The sequence below is a fragment of the Citrobacter sp. Cpo126 genome, from assembly GCF_030332445.1.
Lineage (GTDB): Bacteria > Pseudomonadota > Gammaproteobacteria > Enterobacterales > Enterobacteriaceae > Citrobacter > Citrobacter portucalensis.
Map to the genome: position 1 here is coordinate 322,125 of NZ_JAOWHT010000027.1, position 19,937 is coordinate 342,061.

A 19,937-nucleotide genomic window follows, 5' to 3' on the forward strand; every position below is an offset into this window, starting at 1 on the left:
ATAAGACTATGGTCAGGAAGACACCCCTTGCCTTTGCCCTTTGCACATTGCTGACCGCCGCCCCGCAGGCATTCGCTTCGTTCGATATGGAAGACTGCAAATGGAGCGACGACAGCTGCCTGCTGAAGGGAACGCCGACCTTTAACCCTGAAAACGACAGCCGCGACAACCTGCTGCGGCTGCTGAGCCAGGAAAAATCATTTGTTCTGCCCGTACAGTCGATGCCCGCAGATATCACCCGCTCCCGCGATTTCTATTTTGCCTATCACCCGCAATGGGATGAGGCTGCCCCGCATACAGCGGCAGCTCAGGTATCCGCCGCGGACAGCCCTCTCTCCCGACAGATGGCCGAGCTGAACATTAGCGCCGACGAAATAAATATCAACGACGCTGAGCTAGAGAACCGTCATGTTTCGAATAACGCCGGGAGCGTTAGCGCCTTTTTTGCCGCGCTGTTGGCCGATTCCACATTAACAGCGGAACAGCGTCAGGCTTTAGCCCAGGCGCGTACGGGACTGCTTTCTGGGGCAACCCGCGAGCAAATTGAGTCTTCTCTTGCCACCTTCCCGGCAGATTCTCAAGCTCTGCCCTATAAAAGCTATCTGGCAGCAGCCGCCAGTTTCTATGCCGGTGATTATGCCAGTGCCGAACGGGATTTCACTCAACTTGCTACAAGCGATCGTCCGTGGTTAGCAGAGACCGCGCAATACATGCTGATGCGCACGGCGTTGAACAAGAGCAGTCAGAACAGCGTGGGCGAGTACGGCGATTTTGATATTGCGAAAATTAATCGCGAGGATGCCACTCAGGCTCAAGAGTTGGCGCAGGCCTATCTGCAGAGTTTTCCCCAAGGACTCTACGCTGACTCTTCACGAGGTATGTTGCGTCGCATCAACTGGTATTTACAGTCATGGCCGCAGCTGGCCGGGTTGTATGAACAGACGCTGAAGCAGTCGGCTGACGCACGGCAACTGCGCGAAAATGTCATCGAATACGATAATGTCTATGGCATGGCGTTCTACGACCAGTCCGTCGTTGAGGCCTTCCCCGACGCGCCGCGAGTCAGCTATATCGAACTGCTACGCGCGCTGCGCCTGGATAACAACAGCAAACCCACGCTGACGCAGGCACAGCTCGACGCCAGCAAACCGGTGTTTGAACAGAGCCAAAAACTGCCGCTATGGCGCGACCTGCAACTGAATCTGTGGCTGGCAACGGGCAACTACGCGGCAATTATTCAGACAGTTACGCCAGCGCAGAAACTTGCCGCTCACGATACCCTCGCCTTCAGCGAACAGGTGCTGTACGGCGAAGCGTTGATGGGCCAGAAGAAATGGGCCGAGGCGCGCGATTTTTGGCAGCAGTTGTTAAAACTCAGCCAGGATAACGAACAGCAGCAATATGTGCAGGCTAAGCTTGCCGCCACGCTGGTATATAGCGGCGATGTGGCGGCAGTTTTCGCACCGAATAGCGCGGTGACCAACCTGCGCTTTCGTTCGCAGGTGCTGAAAACGCAGGCCACGCCAGAACTGCTGCGCCAGCAGGCCGTTCATGGCCCGAATAACGAAGAGCGTACCATTGCGTTGCATACGCTGCTGGTGCGGGATCTTACAGATAATCGTTTTGGCGACTGGCTTACTGACAGAAAACTGGCCAGCGCGATTACATCACCGGTCATTGGCGAAGCGTTTGCTGACGTTAACCTGAGCATATTCGACTGGAATGGCGACACGGCGCAGGAGGGTTATACGTGCCGCAGCCTCAATGAAACGGTAACGGTATTGAGCAAAAAAGCGGATGATGCTCACGCGCTGAACTGCCTTGGCGAATTCTTCCGCACCACGCAAACACATGTTGATCTGTGGAAAAACAGCGCTGGCAACGATGTGCTTGAATCAGCTATCTCGCGCAAGAAACCGTTCGGCCAGTTCGACAGACAGAGCTACTACCAGCAGGTAATCACCTCACCCACCGCGGAAGTCGAAGATAAGAGCTTCGCGCTGTATCGCGCCATCATGTGCTATGCGCCATCAGGCGCTAACGAATGTGGCGGAGAAGACGTGGACAAATTGCAGCGTAAGGGCTGGTTCACCCAACTGAAAACGCAGTATCCGGGAAGCCCGTGGGCGCAAAAACTCAAATATTACTGGTAACCGCACTGCTTCTCGGCCAGGCACAGGCGGCGGATATCGTCGTCGCCCGTGAACATTCAGCCTTCTGGCTGTGGTCTGGGGTGAAAGCCAGTTACGAGCTGAAAGACGCGCAAACGGTTTATCTGCACCAGGGCGAGGTACTGGTTCGTTCCGGTAACGTGGTGTTCCAGCGCCTCGGACTGCCGGTCAGTCGTCTGTCTTTTCCCTCAATCTGGCTGACCGTACGCTTTACAACCCTCGACGTACCGGAAGATATCCCGGCGCGTATCATACGGTTGATGCAGCGCTGGCAGACCGCCGGGAATAACGTCGTCGGCCTGCAGGTTGATTTTGACGCAGCGACCCATCAACTGACCGACTACGCCCGCTTTCTGCAGCAACTGCGCCAACAGCTCCCGGCCGAGTTTGCGCTAGGGGTAACCGGACTACTGGATTGGGCAAAAACGGGCGACGTCGCTACGCTGAACGCGTTGGCGGTCGATGAACTGGTGGTGCAAAGCTATCAGGGGCGTCGCACGGTGACGAATTATCAGGCGTATCTACCCGCGCTGAGCCGCCTGCGCATTCCATTTAAGCTGGGACTGGTGCAAAACGGTAGCCGAGATCCACTGGCTGAAGCGCAGCTTGAGAAATCTCCGTGGTACCGCGGTACGGTGGTGTTTATGCTTAATCCTTCTCGCCGTTAAGCCTTCGCTTTGTGATGGCAGCAGCCGGAGAGATTATCCATAATCGGACATTCAGCGCTGTCATCACCCGGGCAACTGTCCGCCAGCGCCAGTAAATGCAAGCGCATGGCCTGCAGCTCACTGATATGCCGCTCAATATCCGCCACCTTTTCCAGGGTGCGCTTTTTCACATCCGCGCTGTGACGCGCCGGATCGTTAAACAGGTTTACCAGCTCGCCGCACTCTTCCAGATTAAATCCAACCTGCCGCGCCTGACGCAGCAACGTCAGTTCATTCAGATGCTGTTGGTTGTAAGTGCGATAGCCATTGTCACTACGCAGCGGCGGCGTCACCAGTCCTTTCTCTTCATAAAAGCGAATGGCTTTGCTGGTTAAACCGGTTTTTTTCGCAACATCGCTAATATTCACATTTCCCCCGCGGTGCTTGTTGGTGCTGAGCCACATTATAGCCCAGATTGCCGTAATCATTTACCCGAGAAATCTGCACATTATAAGCCAACAAAGAGATGAATAAATCCTTTCTATTCACATTGTTATACCCGATACAGATCACATTTCAGTATTTATTGACCGTACAAAATTGACTCAAATCAAAAGATATATTGGTTATGCATCTTTCATGTTGAACAAAGGGAAACATTTTTATATACAAATGCGAATGATAATGATGATCATTTACATTTAATAAAGGTTCTCTTATGTTGCCACGGATTAACCAAAGGCCATTTATTCTTTCAGCCCTGACATTATGCATGTCCGGCGCTGCTTCTGCAGCTATCTCTACAACACACGCTTCAACGCCCGACGATGATACGGTGATCGTCACGGCTAACCGCTCTGAAAGTAGTCTCTGGGATAGCCCGGCAACTATTCAGGTTATCGATCGCCAGACGCTGCAAAACTCCACCAGCGTTTCTATTGCTGATGATTTACAAGATATTCCCGGCGTCGAAGTCACCGATAACGCCCTCGCTGGCCGGAAACAAATTCGTATCCGTGGCGAAGCCTCTTCGCGGGTGCTGATTTTGATCGACGGCCAGGTTGTCAGCTACCAGCGCGCCGGGCAAAACTACGGGGCCGGTTTGCTGATTGACGAATCCGCGCTGGAACGGATTGAAGTAGTAAAAGGCCCCTACTCTGTCCTTTACGGTTCGCAGGCGATTGGCGGTGTCGTAAACTTTATTACGAAAAAAGGCGGCGATAAGCCTCTCGGCGGCAGCGTTAAGGCCGTTTATAACTCGGCAACGGCAGGATGGGAAGAATCAGCAGCAGCCTGGGGCAGCATCGGAAACTTTTACTACCGCATCAATGGCAGCTATTCCGACCAGGGGGACCGCGATACGCCTGACGGGAGATTGCCCGACACCAATTTCCGTAATAACGGCCAGGGCGTGTGGCTTGGCTACAATTTCGATCGCCATAAAATCGGACTCTCCCTCGATCGTTACAAACTGTCTACTCAAACCTGGTTTGACGATCCAGAGGGCCAGTTCGACGACTTTAGCGTCAAAATACCTAAGCTGGAACGCGAGAAAATCGGTCTTTTCTACGACTACGCGGCTGGCGGGGATTACCTGAAGAAAATCCATGTTGACGCATACACCCAGACAATAGAGCGCAAATTTGAAAACCGGGTCAAAACGACTCAGGTAATCCCCAGCCCGGCGATTAAAGCGCTGACGATAAACAATCAAACCAATACCAACGACAAACAGTATACCCAGGGGGTAACGCTGCAGGGCAATTTCGCCCTTCCCGCGAACAACGAGCTGGTGATTGGCACTCAATATCAGCATGACAAAATCAAACAGGACACGGACGGCAGTACGCGCCAGACCGCAGCTACCGGCTTCTTCGATACGCAAACCCGCACCCTGTCATACAACGAAGCGGAGCAAAGCAACACCTCATTGTTCGCGCAAAACGACTGGCGCTTTGCCGATGACTGGACCTGGACCGTAGGCGCACGCCAGTACTGGCTGTCTTCGAAGCTCAATCGCAACGATACGCAAACCCTGCAAAGCAGCGGCAGCACCTGGCATTCCACCGGGGGAAATTCAGTACACGATGATGAACTGGTGACCTCAACCAGCCTACGCTATTCCGGTTTTAAAGATCTTGAACTCCGGGCAGCATATGCCCAGGGCTATGTTTTCCCCACGCTGACTCAGCTGTTTATGCAGACGTCCGCAGGCGGAAGCGTGACCTACGGCAACCCAAACCTGAAGGCGGAACACTCGAATAACTATGAGCTGGGTGCACGGTATAAAGGGAATATGTGGCTGATTGACGGCGCCATTTATTACTCCGAAGCCAAAGACTATATCGCCAGCCTGGCCTGTTCAGGCCAACCCGTTTGCAGCGGTAATACCACCTCTTCACGGGGCGGCTATTACTACTACGAAAACATCGATCGGGCCAAAACCTGGGGCATGGAACTCACCGCAGAATACAACGGCTGGGCGGTTTCACCTTACCTGAGCGGTAATCTCATTCGCCGTCAGTACGAAGGCAATACCCTAAAAACCTGGGATACCGGCGAACCCACGCTGACCGGGCGTGTCGGCCTGAAACATACCTGGTTGATGAATGTCGCTAACGTGACGTCCGATGCCTTTATCCGCGCGGCGTCCAGCGCTAAAGATAATACCGGCACCACGGAAATCAATTACCCAGGCTGGGCCACACTTAACCTCGCATTCAACACCGAGTTCGGTCCGCAGGACCAGTATCAGGTCAACCTCGCGCTCAACAACCTGACCGATAAGCGTTACAGAACCGCACATGAATCTATTCCAGATGCTGGTTTCAATGCCGCCGTTGGCTTTGCGTGGAATTTCTGACGATGAAAAAGCTCATGATTGGCTTACTGAGCCTCGCCTGCGTTTTCAGTGCCCAGTCCGCCGACCGCCTGGTGGTGGCGGGCGGCTCGCTTAGTGAACTGGTATACGCCATGGGCGTCGGCAACCGGGTGGTTGGCGTTGATGAAACCACCTCGTATCCGCCCGAAACTGCCGCACTCCCGCATATCGGCTACTGGAAGCAGTTAAGCAGCGAGGGCATTTTGTCGCTCCATCCGGACAGTTTTATCACCTGGCAGGATGCAGGTCCCCAAATCGTGTTGGATCAGTTGCGGGCGCAAAAGGTTAACGTCGTGACGTTGCCGCGCGTACCGGCCACCGTCGAACAGATGTACGCCAACATTCGAGAACTGGCTACAACACTGCACATTCCTGACCAAGGTGAGGCGCTAGTCAATCGCCTGCAGCAACGTCTGGAGCGTATTAAGCACAGCGTGGCGGCGAAAAACGCGCCGGTCAAAGCCATGTTCATTCTCTCTGCTGGCGGCAGCGCACCTCAGATCGCCGGAAAAGGCAGCGTTGCCGATGCCATTATGGCCCTCGCAGGCGCACAAAATGTCGCCACCCATGAGCAGTATAAAAGCTACAGCGCGGAGTCACTGATCGCCGCCAACCCGGAGGTGATCGTGGTGACGTCGCAAATGGTCGATGGCGGTCTGGCTCGCCTGAGCGCGATTGCCGGTATTACCCACACTGCGGCCTGGAAAAACCAGCGCATTGTGGCGGTAGACCAGGCGCTGATTCTGGGAATGGGACCACGCGTCGCCGATGCGGTTGAAGCCCTGCACCAGCAATTCTGGCCTCACTAACTGGATTTATTAAGAAGAATGAAAACTGAACATTCGCTGGATCTCACCGCGCATTTTGCGCTCGAGGGAAGTCAGCCATTTAAGGATCGCCGCGCCACGATGCCCTGGCGTGGGGCGATCCCGGTTGCCAAAGAGCTATTGTCACAGACCTGGCAGGAGGTCATCAACCAGCCAACCCCACCGCGTAAACGGCTGGTGTACTTGCATATTCCTTTTTGTGCAACACATTGTACTTTCTGCGGTTTTTATCAAAACCGATTTGAAGAAGACAACTGCGCCCTCTACACCAACGCGCTGTTGCGCGAAATAGAGATGGAAGCTGATAGCGCATTACATCAGTCGGCCCCCATTCACGCCGTCTATTTTGGCGGCGGTACGCCTTCTGCGCTGTCTGCACAGGACCTGGCCAGAATCATTACCGCGCTGCGTGACAAGCTACCGTTGGCGCCGGACTGCGAAATCACCATTGAGGGACGGGTGCTCAATTTTGACGATGCGCGAATTGATGCCTGCCTTGACGCTGGCGCCAATAGATTTTCAATCGGTATTCAGTCTTTTAACAGCCGAATCCGCAAGAAAATGGCGCGTACTTCGGACGGCCCGACCGCGACGGCCTTTATGCAGGGACTGGTAAAACGAGATCGTGCCGCCGTGGTGTGCGATCTGCTGTTTGGTCTGCCAGGACAAGACGCAAAACTGTGGGGCGAGGATCTGGCGATTGCCCGCGACATCGGCCTCGACGGCGTAGATCTTTATGCGCTGAATCTGATCCCTAATACACCGCTTGGCAAAGCGGTTGAAACCGGGCGCACAACCGTTCCCTCTCCCGCCGAACGCCGCGATCTCTATCTTCAGGGCTGCGATTTCATGGACAGCGCGGGCTGGCGCTGCATCAGCAACAGCCACTGGGCGCGTACCACACGGGAACGCAATCTGTACAACCTGCTGATTAAACAGGGTGCAGACTGTCTGGCATTCGGCTCTGGCGCAGGAGGGTCAGTCAATGGCTATTCCTGGATGGTCGAGCGCAACCTGAATACATGGCATGAATCTATCGCCGCCGGAAAAAAACCGCTAATGATGATGATGCGCACCGCCGAGCGTGGTTTCCAGTGGCGACACACTCTCCAGGCCGGTATTGAGACGGCCCGCATTCCGCTGGATGAGCTGACGCCTCATGCACAAAAACTGGCCCCGCTACTGACCCAATGGCATCACGCAGGACTGACGCGAGATGCCAGCACCTGTGTACGCCTGACCAATGAAGGGCGTTTTTGGGCGAGCAATATTTTGCAGTCTCTTGATGAACTGATTCAGGAACTTAACGCGCCGCGCATTGCGGTAGAGCAACCATAAAAGGAGTGAATAATGAGCCATGTCTCTTTACAGGATTTTTTGAAAACTGAGCCGGACGGTACGCTGGAAGCTATCGCAGCCCAGTACAACACTACATTGCTGGAGGTGGTGAAAAACCTCCCTTCCCCAACGCTGGTTTCCGGCAGTCAATTTGATACCGTCTGGGAAACCGTCTGCGAATGGGGCAAAGTCACCACCCTGGTCCATACTGCTGATGTCATTCTGGAATTCACCGGTGAATTACCTTCCGGATTCCACCGCCACGGTTACTTCAACCTGCGCGGCAAAAAAGGCATGACCGGTCATATCAAGGCAGAAAACTGCACGCATATTGCCCTGATTGAACGCAAATTTATGGGAATGGACACTGCGTCCATTCTCTTCTTCAACCAGGCGGGTAGCGCTATGTTCAAAATTTTCCTCGGTCGCGATGAGCATCGACAGCTGCTGGCCGAACAAGTCAGCGCCTTTCACACGTTGTCTTCATCTTTAAAGGAACATGCCTGATGGCTCCATGGCTTATTTTTGGTGCAGGTGGAAGCGGCGTCGGCGCGAAAACGCTGGAGCTCGCACTGGCGGAGCATCGTCCGGTGATTGCTGTCGTTCGCAATCCCCAGGTTGCTGCCGGGCTGCAGGAAAAAGGTGTGCAGGTCTTTATTGGCGACGCCTGCGACAGCCAGGTCACCGCCTGCGCCTGTCGCGCAGCGGGTCAGCATGCCACGGTGATCTCCTCCATGGGCGGTACCCAGGATTATCTGGCGCACAGAACCGTCATTGATGAAGCAGAAAAAGCTGAGATCAAACGCATGATTCTGGTTACCTCTCTGGGCTGTGGCGACAGTTGGCCCTTTTTGTCCCCACGCGCCAGGGCCGCATTTGGCCAGGCCGTACGGGAAAAATCGTTGGCTGAAAGCTGGCTACAAACCAGTCTACTGGACTACGCCATTCTCCGCCCCGGCGGTTTGCTGAATGGTGAAGCCACAGGTCTGGCGCAACGCATACAGGCCGAGGAGTGTCATGGCTTTGTGATGCGCGCGGATGTTGCCAGGCACATTCACGAACTGGCCACGGCGCCGACACTCAATAACCAGATTTACAGTTTAGTTGAGCCGGGACTGAAACCCGCGTAAACCCCTCGCGGCGCGGAAACTTCGCGCCGCAAAGACGTTATGGAGCGTTGCGTGCTTAAGGACTCGCTTTCTTCCGTCAGCATTCTGACGGGCCTTTCTCTCTTGCTGGTCGCTCTGATGCTGTTCGGTGCCAGCCAGGGGGCGTTGAACATTAGCTTCAGCGCCCTGTTCAACGACGAATACCGAGATATCTGGTTGAACATCCGCCTGCCCCGCGTACTGCTGGCCGTTTTGGTCGGTGCTGCGCTGGCTACGGCAGGGGTCATTATGCAGGGACTTTTTCGCAATCCAATGGCCGATCCCGGCCTGCTTGGCGTCAGCAGCGGCTCCGCGCTGATGGTCGGCATCGCGATAGTTATCCCATTTTCATTCCCCGTAGTGCTGGTGTTGTATGAGCAGATGATTTTTGCCGTCGCGGGCAGCATGGTGGTCTGCACGATTATTTTCCTGATAAGTCAGCGTCATAACCACGGCGGAATGATGCAACTACTGTTAGCAGGTATCGCTATCAATGCTCTGTGCGGTTCGGCTATTGGTGTACTGAGCTATGTGGGCGACGAACAGCAGCTACGTCAACTTACGCTGTGGATGATGGGGAATCTCGGCCAGGCCCAGTGGCCAACGCTGCTGGTTGCCAGCACGTTTGTTCTTCCAGCCATTGCAGTCACCGTCTGTATGGCGGGAACGCTTAATTTGCTGCAGTTGGGTGATGAAGAGGCGCATTACCTCGGCGTAAACGTCAAACGTAAGCGCCAGCAGTTACTGTTGCTCAGCTCGCTCCTGGTTGGCGCTGCCGTTTCCGTCAGCGGCGTGATTGGCTTTATTGGCCTGGTGATCCCGCATCTGATCAGAATGACTACCGGCGCCGATCATCGCTGGTTGATTCCTTGCTCTACGTTGGCCGGTGCCTGTTTACTTCTGATTGCCGACACGCTGGCCCGCACACTTGTTCAGCCTGCCGAAATGCCTGTTGGTCTGTTAACCAGCCTGATCGGTGGACCGTATTTCCTGTGGTTAATACTGCGTAGCCGGAGGATGTCATGATCGTCGCTGAAAATCTGGTCTACCACATTCAGGGCAGACGACTGACCGATGACGTTTCCCTGACGCTACCTGATGGAGAAATCATCGCGATTCTTGGCCCGAATGGGGCCGGAAAATCGACGCTGCTTCGCCAGCTTACGGGCTATCTGCAGCCCCACAGCGGGCGTTGTAGCTTGTTTGGCAAGCCGCTGAACGAGTGGCCAATCACCGAGCTGGCAAAAACCCGTGCCGTGATGCGCCAGAACAGTCATATGGCCTTCCCGTTTAGCGTGCAGGAGGTCATCCGCATGGGCAGGCATCCGTATCGTACGCGCAACACGGGCGATGAAACGGAGCACATCATGACGTTGTGTGACTGCCAGGCGCTGGCCGCGCGCGATTACCGGCACCTGTCGGGAGGAGAACAACAGCGGGTACAGCTGGCGCGTCTGCTGGTTCAACTTTGGGAGCCCGAACCCAGGCCAAAATGGTTGTTTCTCGATGAACCCACCTCCGCCCTGGATATTCACCACCAACAGCATCTTTTTCGTCTGCTGCGTCGTCTGGTAGGTGAACGACAGTTCAGCGTCTGCTGCGTCCTGCACGATCTCAACCTTGCGGCGCGCTATGCTGACCGCGTTGTATTGATGGAACGCGGCAGGATAGTTGATAACGGTCGTCCGCAGGATGTTCTGCAGCAATCGTCACTAAATGCACTGTACGGCGCCGATCTCACGGTGATGAATGAACCGCAGCATCGAACGCCGCTTATCGTTCTCAATCAATAACAGACCGGGAACGTGCTGACCTGACGTTCCCGTTTTTCTTCCTTTACGCCCTTTTTGCACCTTTTCTAAAAACTCCCTTGACCTTCCCCTAGATGGAAGGTTTAACCTTTATCACAGTCAGTTAATCCTGCAATAAAGGAGTTGGTTATGTCTCAAACAATCGATCTAACCCTGGACGGCTTGTCCTGTGGTCACTGCGTAAAACGCGTTAAAGAAAGTCTGGAGCAACGCCCGGACGTTGAGCAAGCGGATGTCACTGTGACTGAAGCGCACATCACCGGGAGCGCCAGTGCTGAAGCGCTGATTGAAACCATCAAACAAGCCGGTTACGGCGCGGAGTTAAGCCACCCAAAGGCTAAACCGCTGACGGAGTCATCAATCCCGTCGGAAGCACTGGCAGCGGTCCCTTCCGAGCTTCCGGCAGCTACGGCTGATGATGACAGCCAACAGTTGCTGTTAAACGGCATGAGCTGCGCCAGCTGTGTTATCCGCGTACAAGATGCTCTGCAAAGCGTACCGGGTGTCACGCAGGCACGGGTAAACCTGGCGGAACGTACTGCGCTGGTAATGGGCAGTGCGTCCGCCGACCAGTTAGTGAAAGCGGTGGAAAAAGCGGGCTACGGTGCAGAAGCCATTGAAGATGATGTTAAGCGCCGCGAGCGTCAGCAAGAAACCGCCGTAGCAACCATGAAACGTTTTCGCTGGCAGGCGGCCGTCGCGCTGCTGCTGGGTATCCCTGTCATGGTATGGGGAATGATTGGCGAAAACATGATGGTCACTGCCGACAACCGCAGCCTGTGGCTGACGATTGGTCTGACAACGCTTGCCGTGATGGTTTTCGCGGGCGGTCACTTTTACCGCAATGCGTGGAAAAGCCTGATGAACGGCACCGCGACCATGGATACGCTGGTGGCGCTGGGTACGGGGGTGGCATGGCTTTATTCCATGAGCGTCAACCTCTGGCCGCAATGGTTCCCGATGGAAGCGCGACACCTCTATTATGAAGCCAGTGCGATGATTATCGGTCTGATTAACCTCGGGCACATGCTGGAAGCGCGGGCTCGCCAGCGTTCGTCCAAAGCACTGGAAAAATTACTCGATCTGACACCGCCGACCGCGCGTGTTGTTACCGACGAAGGCGAAAAGAACGTGCCGCTGGCAGACGTTCAGGCGGGAATGTTGCTGCGCCTGACCACCGGTGACCGCGTTCCGGTAGATGGCGAAATCACTCAGGGCGAAGCCTGGCTGGATGAAGCCATGCTGACCGGAGAGCCTATTCCGCAACAAAAAGGCGAAGGCGATAGCGTCCACGCCGGTACGGTCGTACAGGACGGCAGCGTGCTGTTCCGCGCCAGTGCCGTTGGCAGCCATACCACGCTGTCACGCATTATTCGTATGGTGCGCCAGGCGCAAAGCAGTAAACCGGAGATTGGTAAACTAGCCGACCGTATCTCCTCAGTGTTCGTTCCGGTCGTCGTCGTCATTGCGCTGGTGAGTGCGGCAATCTGGTATTTCTTCGGGCCGGCACCACAAATTGTTTATACGCTGGTGATTGCCACTACCGTACTGATTATTGCCTGCCCTTGTGCGCTGGGCCTGGCTACACCAATGTCGATTATTTCCGGTGTGGGTCGTGCTGCTGAGTTTGGGGTTCTGGTTCGTGATGCCGATGCGCTGCAGCGCGCCAGTACGCTTGATACCGTCGTATTTGATAAAACCGGGACATTGACTGAAGGTAAACCGCAGGTTGTCGCCATCAAAACGTTTGGCAACACCGATGAAGCACTGGCAATTCGTCTGGCTGCGGCCCTTGAACAGGGGTCCAGCCACCCGCTGGCCAGAGCGATACTGGACAAAGCCGGTGATGTTACGCTGCCACAGGTCAATGGTTTCCGTACGCTGCGCGGTTTAGGCGTAAGCGGTGAAACGGAAGGTCATACGCTGCTGCTGGGCAACCAGGCGCTGCTCAATGAGCAACAGGTAGATACCACTGAAATGGAAGCTGAAATCACCGCTCAGGCATCCCAGGGGTCAACCCCGGTCCTGTTGGCGATTGATGGTAAAGCGGCTGCTCTGTTAGCGGTGCGTGATCCGCTGCGTAGCGACAGCGTGGCAGCACTTCAGCGCCTGCACCGCAACGGATATCGTCTGGTGATGCTTACCGGTGACAACCCGACCACGGCTAACGCTATTGCCAAAGAAGCCGGTATTGATGAGGTGATTGCCGGTGTTCTGCCGGACGGTAAAGCCGAGGCGATTAAACGTCTGCAAAGCCAGGGGCGTCAGGTTGCCATGGTGGGTGACGGTATCAACGATGCACCTGCGCTGGCTCAGGCCGATGTAGGAATTGCCATGGGTGGCGGCAGCGATGTAGCGATTGAAACCGCCGCGATTACGCTGATGCGCCATAGCCTGATGGGCGTTGCGGATGCACTGTCTATCTCCCGGGCAACGTTGCGTAATATGAAGCAGAACCTGGTCGGCGCGTTTATTTATAACAGCATCGGTATTCCCGTTGCCGCGGGGATCCTGTGGCCGTTCACCGGAACACTGCTGAATCCAGTCGTTGCAGGAGCGGCGATGGCACTCTCCTCCATTACTGTGGTGAGCAACGCTAACCGACTGCTGCGCTTCAAACCGAAAGAGTAACCCCCTGCCGCATGGCGCTCACGCTTATCCGGCCTACAAAGTGCAAGTAACATTGTAGGCCGGATCAAACCAACATTGTTCAAAATCATTGACGATAATTTAATCGCAAATATAAATGTAATTGGATTTAACGTTCCCGATAACCAAGAAACGAATATTTAAAAAATGAATGCGCGTAAACCTGGTGAACGTTATCTGTCATTCCCTGAAATAAGAGACACAGACTTAATCTTTAAAAACCTCTATTTGAATTAGAACAAGATTTAAAATATTTATTAATTCCGGGCATCACATTTACATCCTGAATATTCAATGTAAAAGTTCAAGATTTTTTTTGAAATTTGCATGTAACATCACAACAAAATCAATAAAAATAGACTGATATCAACCTTTGATAGTTTATGGAAGAATTTAATTATGAGATTTTTTAATAATCGTTCTGAAGGTTTTTTATTATCACCGGGAGATAGAACGAGTTGTGGCGGATTTATATTAAAGAGTAAGGAATGCCATACCGTTGATGGAATGGAAATAGTGTATGAAATGGACGAGTATGTATGCGGCGTTAATGGTAAAAAATATAACATTAAAGGCGGCGTACCTAAAGGTTCATGGATTGAAAGAGGGAAAAACTCATTTCGCCGAACAAACTTAAGTTCCTGGGATAGTGATATGGACTCGGAAGGTCGAAAAGTAGAGCCACCATCAACATCGATGAAACGGCTTAAAGAAGAAACTACTTTGTATAGAAGGCCCCCTGATTATCTTCGGGGTTCCGAAAACGGATTTGAACATTGCAGATTTCTCGGAAGTGTAGGGGGAACGATAAACCTGAGAAAAAAAATAATCGTTAATGATGAAAGCAAAGATATCTTTTCTCATAGAAAATCTAATTTTTTATTCAGAACAAGGATAAGTAATGAATTATATGATCATTACTTAATAATGGGACGTGATATGTCTCAATACGAAACGGAAATTATCTGTTCACTGGCTGGTTCAGCACATAGCAGAGGTACATGTCCTTGCCACTGTCGATTTGTCCCCCATTTGAATATTACTTACAGATATGATGATTATATTTTAGCAAGTTATAAATCAGCAAACAGGCCTCAAAATCCCACATCTCCGGTTCACGCAACAAGACAAATTTCAGAGTCGAGACTATCAGTTGAACCGGGTTTTTGTGTAGTACCAGAATTGACGACGCCTAAATTATATGAATGTGAGTTAATGGTTAATCCGCCATCAGGAGTAAAAGAGTTATATCATCAGTTGAATTCTGAAAAAAAGAAAAAACCAGGTTCAATCTTAGTTGTTGCTGATCCACTATCCCAGTCGCCTGAAAAAATTGCGCAATTGCAAACGGCAAGGAACAAAATTGATAAAGCACTTGAGCCGCTGACGAATGAGGAAGCCAAGTTATTGTATGAAAACAGAACCCCAATAGATATATTTTCATCTAATATATACAGCGATGCTTTAGGACAAAGTGGAGATATCTTAGGATATATAAAGGATGCTGGAGGGGGTTATTATGGAGAAATTAATAAAACTCTCAATGAGATACAGGAACTTTATAAAAGAACATACAGTAGTAATTCTGGTCGTATTTCCGGGGAGGAGTTTTTTGGTCAACGAGAAAGGTTGTTTAAGAAGTTAGATGGCATTTTGAATAGGTTTTCAAAAGAACAATTAAATTTAAAACAATACAAGGAAATAAAACAAGCACTGGGTTTATCGACAAAATCCATTATACATAAGTGGGATCAAACAGGTGTGAAAGATATTGAAGGTTATGCAAGCTACATAGAAAAATCTGCCAAACTTCTAAAAATAATGAGAACGACAGGTTATGTCGGTATTGGTCTGGATTTAGCGAGTTATACAACTAACGTTTATGAGGCTTGCGCAAAGGGACGAGAAAGCGAGTGCAAAAAAGCGGCAATAACGGAGTATAGTAAATTTGGCGCTAAACAGGTAGTGGGTATTGCTGCGGGAGGTGCCGCTGGACCAACAGCAAGGGCAATCTGTATGTGGGCATTGGGGCTTGTCACATCAGAAGTAGGTGCGATCGGTGCGGGACTATGCCTGGTAACAGGAATCGGTACGGGAATTGTAGCTGGAAAAGTAGCTGAGGAAGAAGGTGAAGAATGGGGGGAGTTTTGGGGAGAAACTATTAATAATGCGATAGATAATAATCCAGATAAATTAACCCATTCACCCGACACGTTTAATGAAGAATCAGGGATGCTAATATATGAAAAATTTTTTGATAGAAAACTTCGATAATATAAGGTTTTTATTTATTACGGCTATTTTATTTGGTTTTGTTGTATTAGTATTTGTTTCATATGTAATTAATAAAGATAACTATGAGAAAATCGTGAAATTATATGAGGAAAAATTTGACCGTTTACCTCAGACAGCGCGTCTGGCAAGGGGGGCTAGTTTGATTGGTTCCCCGGCTGCATATCACGCAAAAGTTGGTTTTATAATGGGTAGCCTAATATTTCCATATAATCGTGTTACAAATCATGATATGAGCATAGAAGGATATACATTTATTCGCAATTTACCTGGTTATCTGATTACAGGTTTTAAGGTGGAAGCTGCCATTTGGTTCATATTGACTATACTAATATCTAGTTTGATTTGTATTGAAAATATAGTGTAAGTTGCACAGAGGGGACTTTGTCAGAGTCCCTTCTTTAATTTTATTTCAAGGCACCATATATCTAATCAACAACCCAACCATACTTAGCATAAGGTAATAACCCACTTACAAAAACGTTTGGATTCACTCTAGGTTCTGTAACTGCCGAGTATGGCCTGTTACCTAAAATCACAATAGCCATATGATAAACCGGGTCGATAAAGGTCAACGTTCCAGTCAAGCCTGTATGACCATACGTTTTGAGTTGGCTAATACACTAAACGTTGGCGTTATCGATGCGTTGCCGTTTACACGCCATCCCTGGCGATTTCGCGTCGCCATCCGGCGATTCTCGCATTGCACCTTCCTGGACCACGCGCTAGCATGAAAGTCTACTTAGGGAGGTCGTATGGATCTGTTATACCGGGTAAAAACATTTTTCACCGCGCTACGCGGCAACCACTATACCTGGCCTGCCATCGACATTTCATTGCCCGGCAACCGCCATTTTCATCTGATTGGCAGTATTCACATGGGCAGTCGCGATATGGCACCTCTGCCTGCCAAATTACTCAAAAAACTCAACCATGCCGACGCGCTGATTGTCGAAGCGGATGTTTCCGGTGACGACGCGCCGTTTGCTAACCTTCCTACATTTGCCGCACTCGAAGAACGTATCAGCCCGGAGCAGTTAGAAAACCTGCGTAAAGTCACCAACGAACTGGGTATTTCCCCATCGCTGTTATCTACTCAGCCGTTGTGGCAAATCGCCATGGTATTACAGGCGACACAGGCACAGCAGTTGGGTCTACGGGCAGAATACGGGATTGATTACCAATTGCTGAAAGCGGCAAAACAAGCGCATAAACCCGTTATCGAGTTGGAAGGCGCATCCAGTCAAATAGAGCTGTTATGTCAGTTGCCTGATAACGGACTGGCTCTGTTGGACGATACTCTGACGCACTGGCATACCAATGCCAGATTGTTGCAACAAATGATGGGCTGGTGGCTTAAAACACCGCCACGCAATAGCGAACTGACGCTTCCCAATACCTTTAGCCAGTCGTTGTATGACGTATTGATGCATCAACGCAACACAGCCTGGCGCGATCGGCTCAGGGCGATGCCTGCTGGTCATTACGTCGTGGCCGTTGGCGCGTTGCATCTGTACGGAGAGGGAAATTTGCCGGAGATGTTACGGTAAAAAAAATGGCCAATATTTCTATTGGCCCGTCAAAGAGGAATTTCATCATTATTATGATCCCAATGCTTAAAGCATCGGTGTAGTTCGATTGTCGCTCAAAGTCATCATCCTGCCAATACTATTGCGCAAGATGGTACTATTTTTTAGACAGACATCAGGCGTATGCTTGAGTCGTATTTTGTCTGGTCCAGGAAAATTGCTATGACACCCGCCGTTAAATTACTCGAAAAAAACAAAATTTCTTTCCAGATCCACACCTACGATCACGATCCGTCCGAGACGAACTTTGGTGATGAAGTGGTGCGCAAGTTAGGTCTGAATGCGGACCAGGTCTACAAAACGCTGCTGGTTGCCGTGAATGGCGATATGAAGCATCTGGCAGTTGCGGTCACGCCTGTAGCCGGTCAACTGGATCTCAAAAAGGTCGCTAAGGCTCTGGGGGCTAAAAAGGTCGATATGGCCGATCCAATGGTTGCGCAACGAACCACCGGTTATCTGGTGGGGGGGATCAGCCCATTAGGACAGAAAAAGAGATTGCCAACGCTCATTGATGCCCCTGCCCAGGCGTTTGACACCATTTATGTTTCCGGCGGCAAACGCGGGCTGGATATCGAACTAGCAGCCGGCGACCTGGCGAAAATTCTGGATGCGAAATTCGCCGACATCGCACGCCGTGATTAAGCGGTTATAGAATGATTGCCTGATGGCGCGCAGCTTTAAGGCCTACAAACCGAATACTCAACAGGGCGTTATTGGTGAAGGCAGTTTGGACTCGGCCAGCGCGCAGGAACCGGAGCGTACATGTAGTACGTGAGGATTCCGAGCACTGCCCGCGTTCAAAATGGCGAACAAAATAGCCCTGTTACTGCCAGGTAACTTCACCCCTCGGCTCATACACACTGGCATCCAGCGGTGAGTTCTTCTGCACGAACTCTTTCAGCACTTCCGCATCAATAAACCCGGTATTCACATAGCCTGGTTTGTTATCAATTCGCGGATAGCCATCGCCGCCGGTTGCGTTGAAGCTTAGCGTTGCCATGCGATAGGTTTTGGCTGGGTCAACGGGTTCGCCTTTGATTTTCAAATCGTTAAGCTTGCCGTCTTTCGCCACAAAGCTGACGTTGGCAAACTGCGGATAGGCCCCGGAGTCCGGCTTCATTTGCGCCACGGCGGTCAGATAGTCAATCACCTCTTTCCCGCTCATGTCGGCATACACCACGATGTTTCCGAACGGCTGTACTTTCAGCACGCTCTTATAGGTGATATCACCGCCTTCGATGGAATCACGGATGCCACCGCCGCTCATCACGCCAAAGTCAGCGCTGGTCCGCGCCATTTGCGCAGCCAGCAGCAAATGTCCCATGTTGGTCTGCACGAAACGGACTTTGCTTCGGTCGCCTTCGAGGCGCGCATTGACGCTACCGATTTTCACGTCGAGCTGCGCTTTACCTTTATTCTGGAACGGCGTCAGCAGCGAGAGCATTTGCTGATTTTCAGCTATTTCCGGGGTGTAGAGTACGCGCTCACTTTTACCGTTGTCCCAGGTCACTTTTTTCTTCAGGTTGACGGGTATGAGCTGGTAGTTGACCATTTTCATTTCGCCGTTACGGAACTCAAAGTCCGCCCGGCCCACATATTTCCCCCACTCGTGTGCCTGCACAATCCAGATCCCATTTTGCTTGTCTGGCGCACACGGCGTACCCGGTACGTAATCAACCTGCTTCTTGTTCTCTGAAGCCATACACACCGGATCCTGCGAGTGACCACCGACAATCATCGCCAGCGATCCCGCCGGCAGGCTACGCGCCATTTCGACATCGCCAGGGGCATTCGAGCCGTGGTTGCCGTTGTCATAATGTCCCATATGGGTGGTCGCGATAATGATGTCTGGCTTTTCACCCATATTCAGTTCCTGGATAACCAGTTTGGCTTCATCAGCAGGTTTACGGAACTCAATATCGGTAAAGAACTCGGGGTTGCCTATTTTCGCCGTATCGTCGGTGGTTAAACCGAGTACAGCAATTTTTAAATCCTGGCGCTTAAAGATGGCCCACGGCTTAAATAAACGCTCGCCGGTGCTTTTCTGATAGATATTGGCCGAGAGAAACGGAAATTTGGACCATTTTTCCTGCTGACGCAATACGGTCATGGGATTATCAAACTCGTGGTTTCCGACCGCCATCGCGTCATAGCCAATCAGGTTCATCCCACGAAAATCAGGTTCCGCATCCTGCAGATCGGACTCCGGTACACCGGTATTAATGTCGCCACCGGAAAGCAGCAGTACGCTGCCCCCTTCCTCTGCCACCTCTTTACGAATACTGTCCACCAGCGTTTTTTGCGCCGCCAGTCCGTATTCTCCGTATTCGCTGCGCCAGAAGTGACCGTGATGATCGTTGGTATGCAGAATGGTAATTTTGTAGGTTTTATCTTTTTCGTACGCTTGTGCAGGCTGACCTGCCAGCGTAAATGCGGCTAATAACGCCAGCGCCACGCCCCGTTTTAAAAACTTCATAATTCTCTCCCTGAGCCAAAATCAACGACTGAAATTACAATGATATGAAATAATAGTCGAAAATGTTTTCAGAAATGAGACTTCCTTCAAACACCTTCCGCAGGTATG

16 protein-coding genes and 1 pseudogene are annotated in these 19,937 nt (G+C 51.7%); 14 read left to right on the top strand and 3 right to left on the bottom strand.

All coding sequences use genetic code 11. The features are described 5' to 3' along the window. Positions 1-8 precede the first annotated feature (8 nt). Positions 9-2,153: a PA5441 family protein gene (locus OGY17_RS06525; protein WP_286606686.1), complete on the top strand. Its 2,145-nt coding sequence runs from the start codon at positions 9-11 to the stop codon at positions 2,151-2,153. Next, positions 2,123-2,839 carry a DUF3142 domain-containing protein gene (locus OGY17_RS06530; protein WP_286606688.1) on the top strand — a complete coding sequence of 239 codons (717 nt, stop codon included), beginning with the start codon at positions 2,123-2,125 and terminating at the stop codon, positions 2,837-2,839. Before OGY17_RS06525 ends, OGY17_RS06530 begins: the two co-directional genes overlap by 31 nt. On the opposite strand, the gene cueR is transcribed toward OGY17_RS06530, so the two are convergent. Then, positions 2,836-3,246, bottom strand: coding sequence for a Cu(I)-responsive transcriptional regulator (gene cueR, locus OGY17_RS06535; protein ID WP_008783984.1), 411 nt, complete (start codon positions 3,244-3,246; stop codon positions 2,836-2,838). The genes OGY17_RS06530 and cueR overlap by 4 nt on opposite strands. A 290-nt stretch (positions 3,247-3,536) precedes the next feature. On the opposite strand from cueR, the gene OGY17_RS06540 reads away from it, so the two are divergent. The 10 genes from OGY17_RS06540 to OGY17_RS06585 all read left to right on the top strand — a co-directional run bounded on the left by OGY17_RS06540 (position 3,537) and on the right by OGY17_RS06585 (position 16,131). Then, a complete protein-coding gene (locus OGY17_RS06540; RefSeq protein ID WP_286606690.1) occupies positions 3,537-5,681 on the top strand; it encodes a TonB-dependent receptor plug domain-containing protein in 2,145 nt (714 codons plus the stop codon). Positions 5,682-5,683: 2 nt separating this feature from the next. Further along, positions 5,684-6,508, top strand: a complete 825-nt coding sequence (locus tag OGY17_RS06545) for a heme/hemin ABC transporter substrate-binding protein (RefSeq protein ID WP_286606692.1) — start codon at positions 5,684-5,686, stop codon at positions 6,506-6,508. An 18-nt stretch (positions 6,509-6,526) separates the two neighbouring features. Next, positions 6,527-7,864, top strand: a complete 1,338-nt coding sequence (gene hutW, locus OGY17_RS06550) for a heme anaerobic degradation radical SAM methyltransferase ChuW/HutW (RefSeq protein WP_008783980.1) — start codon at positions 6,527-6,529, stop codon at positions 7,862-7,864. Between the two features lie 12 nt (positions 7,865-7,876). Continuing rightward, positions 7,877-8,371, top strand: coding sequence for a heme utilization cystosolic carrier protein HutX (gene hutX, locus OGY17_RS06555; RefSeq protein WP_032942563.1), 495 nt, complete (start codon positions 7,877-7,879; stop codon positions 8,369-8,371). Continuing rightward, positions 8,371-8,994, top strand: a complete 624-nt coding sequence (gene chuY, locus OGY17_RS06560; protein WP_286606694.1) for an anaerobilin reductase — start codon at positions 8,371-8,373, stop codon at positions 8,992-8,994. Before hutX ends, chuY begins: the two co-directional genes overlap by 1 nt. 51 nt (positions 8,995-9,045) lie before the next feature. Continuing rightward, on the top strand, positions 9,046-10,038 hold the full coding sequence (locus tag OGY17_RS06565) for a FecCD family ABC transporter permease (protein WP_048235958.1): 993 nt from the start codon (positions 9,046-9,048) through the stop codon (positions 10,036-10,038). Continuing rightward, positions 10,035-10,805, top strand: coding sequence for a heme ABC transporter ATP-binding protein (locus OGY17_RS06570; protein ID WP_008783976.1), 771 nt, complete (start codon positions 10,035-10,037; stop codon positions 10,803-10,805). Before OGY17_RS06565 ends, OGY17_RS06570 begins: the two co-directional genes overlap by 4 nt. A 147-nt stretch (positions 10,806-10,952) precedes the next feature. Continuing rightward, the gene (gene copA, locus OGY17_RS06575) at positions 10,953-13,454 is read left to right on the top strand and encodes a copper-exporting P-type ATPase CopA (RefSeq protein ID WP_008783975.1); all 2,502 of its coding nucleotides are present in this window, start codon (positions 10,953-10,955) and stop codon (positions 13,452-13,454) included. 417 nt (positions 13,455-13,871) lie between these two features. Next, positions 13,872-15,746, top strand: a complete 1,875-nt coding sequence (locus OGY17_RS06580; protein ID WP_286606698.1) for a PAAR domain-containing protein — start codon at positions 13,872-13,874, stop codon at positions 15,744-15,746. Beyond that, positions 15,715-16,131: a hypothetical protein gene (locus tag OGY17_RS06585; protein WP_060682641.1), complete on the top strand. Its 417-nt coding sequence runs from the start codon at positions 15,715-15,717 to the stop codon at positions 16,129-16,131. Before OGY17_RS06580 ends, OGY17_RS06585 begins: the two co-directional genes overlap by 32 nt. Positions 16,132-16,192: 61 nt before the next feature. On the opposite strand, the pseudogene OGY17_RS06590 reads toward OGY17_RS06585, so the two are convergent. Continuing rightward, positions 16,193-16,431, bottom strand: a pseudogene (locus OGY17_RS06590) (serine hydrolase); the annotation flags it as partial. A gap of 88 nt (positions 16,432-16,519) precedes the next feature. On the opposite strand from OGY17_RS06590, the gene OGY17_RS06595 reads away from it, so the two are divergent. Together OGY17_RS06595 and ybaK are read left to right on the top strand one after the other, a co-directional pair. After that, complete coding sequence (locus OGY17_RS06595; RefSeq protein ID WP_003831057.1) at positions 16,520-17,314, top strand: TraB/GumN family protein; 795 nt, start codon at positions 16,520-16,522, stop codon at positions 17,312-17,314. Between the two features lie 201 nt (positions 17,315-17,515). After that, complete coding sequence (ybaK, locus tag OGY17_RS06600; RefSeq protein WP_149607768.1) at positions 17,516-17,995, top strand: Cys-tRNA(Pro)/Cys-tRNA(Cys) deacylase YbaK; 480 nt, start codon at positions 17,516-17,518, stop codon at positions 17,993-17,995. 181 nt (positions 17,996-18,176) lie between these two features. On the opposite strand, the gene ushA is transcribed toward ybaK, so the two are convergent. Beyond that, entirely contained in the window at positions 18,177-19,829 is a 1,653-nt protein-coding gene (gene ushA, locus OGY17_RS06605) for a bifunctional UDP-sugar hydrolase/5'-nucleotidase UshA (RefSeq protein WP_125362858.1), read from the bottom strand. Between the last annotated feature and the right edge of the window lie 108 nt (positions 19,830-19,937).

Excerpts from the sequence above, each read along its gene's own strand:
- OGY17_RS06585 (WP_060682641.1), top strand. The coding sequence starts at position 15,715 with ATGAAAAATTTTTTGATAGAAAACTTCGATAATATAAGGTTTTTATTT.
- OGY17_RS06525 (WP_286606686.1), top strand. The coding sequence starts at position 9 with ATGGTCAGGAAGACACCCCTTGCCTTTGCCCTTTGCACATTGCTGACC.
- OGY17_RS06540 (WP_286606690.1), top strand. The coding sequence starts at position 3,537 with ATGTTGCCACGGATTAACCAAAGGCCATTTATTCTTTCAGCCCTGACA.
- OGY17_RS06545 (WP_286606692.1), top strand. The coding sequence starts at position 5,684 with ATGAAAAAGCTCATGATTGGCTTACTGAGCCTCGCCTGCGTTTTCAGT.
- hutW (WP_008783980.1), top strand. The coding sequence starts at position 6,527 with ATGAAAACTGAACATTCGCTGGATCTCACCGCGCATTTTGCGCTCGAG.
- ushA (WP_125362858.1), bottom strand. The coding sequence starts at position 19,829 with ATGAAGTTTTTAAAACGGGGCGTGGCGCTGGCGTTATTAGCCGCATTT.
- OGY17_RS06595 (WP_003831057.1), top strand. The coding sequence starts at position 16,520 with ATGGATCTGTTATACCGGGTAAAAACATTTTTCACCGCGCTACGCGGC.
- OGY17_RS06570 (WP_008783976.1), top strand. The coding sequence starts at position 10,035 with ATGATCGTCGCTGAAAATCTGGTCTACCACATTCAGGGCAGACGACTG.
- OGY17_RS06580 (WP_286606698.1), top strand. The coding sequence starts at position 13,872 with ATGAGATTTTTTAATAATCGTTCTGAAGGTTTTTTATTATCACCGGGA.
- copA (WP_008783975.1), top strand. The coding sequence starts at position 10,953 with ATGTCTCAAACAATCGATCTAACCCTGGACGGCTTGTCCTGTGGTCAC.
- ybaK (WP_149607768.1), top strand. The coding sequence starts at position 17,516 with ATGACACCCGCCGTTAAATTACTCGAAAAAAACAAAATTTCTTTCCAG.
- hutX (WP_032942563.1), top strand. The coding sequence starts at position 7,877 with ATGAGCCATGTCTCTTTACAGGATTTTTTGAAAACTGAGCCGGACGGT.
- chuY (WP_286606694.1), top strand. The coding sequence starts at position 8,371 with ATGGCTCCATGGCTTATTTTTGGTGCAGGTGGAAGCGGCGTCGGCGCG.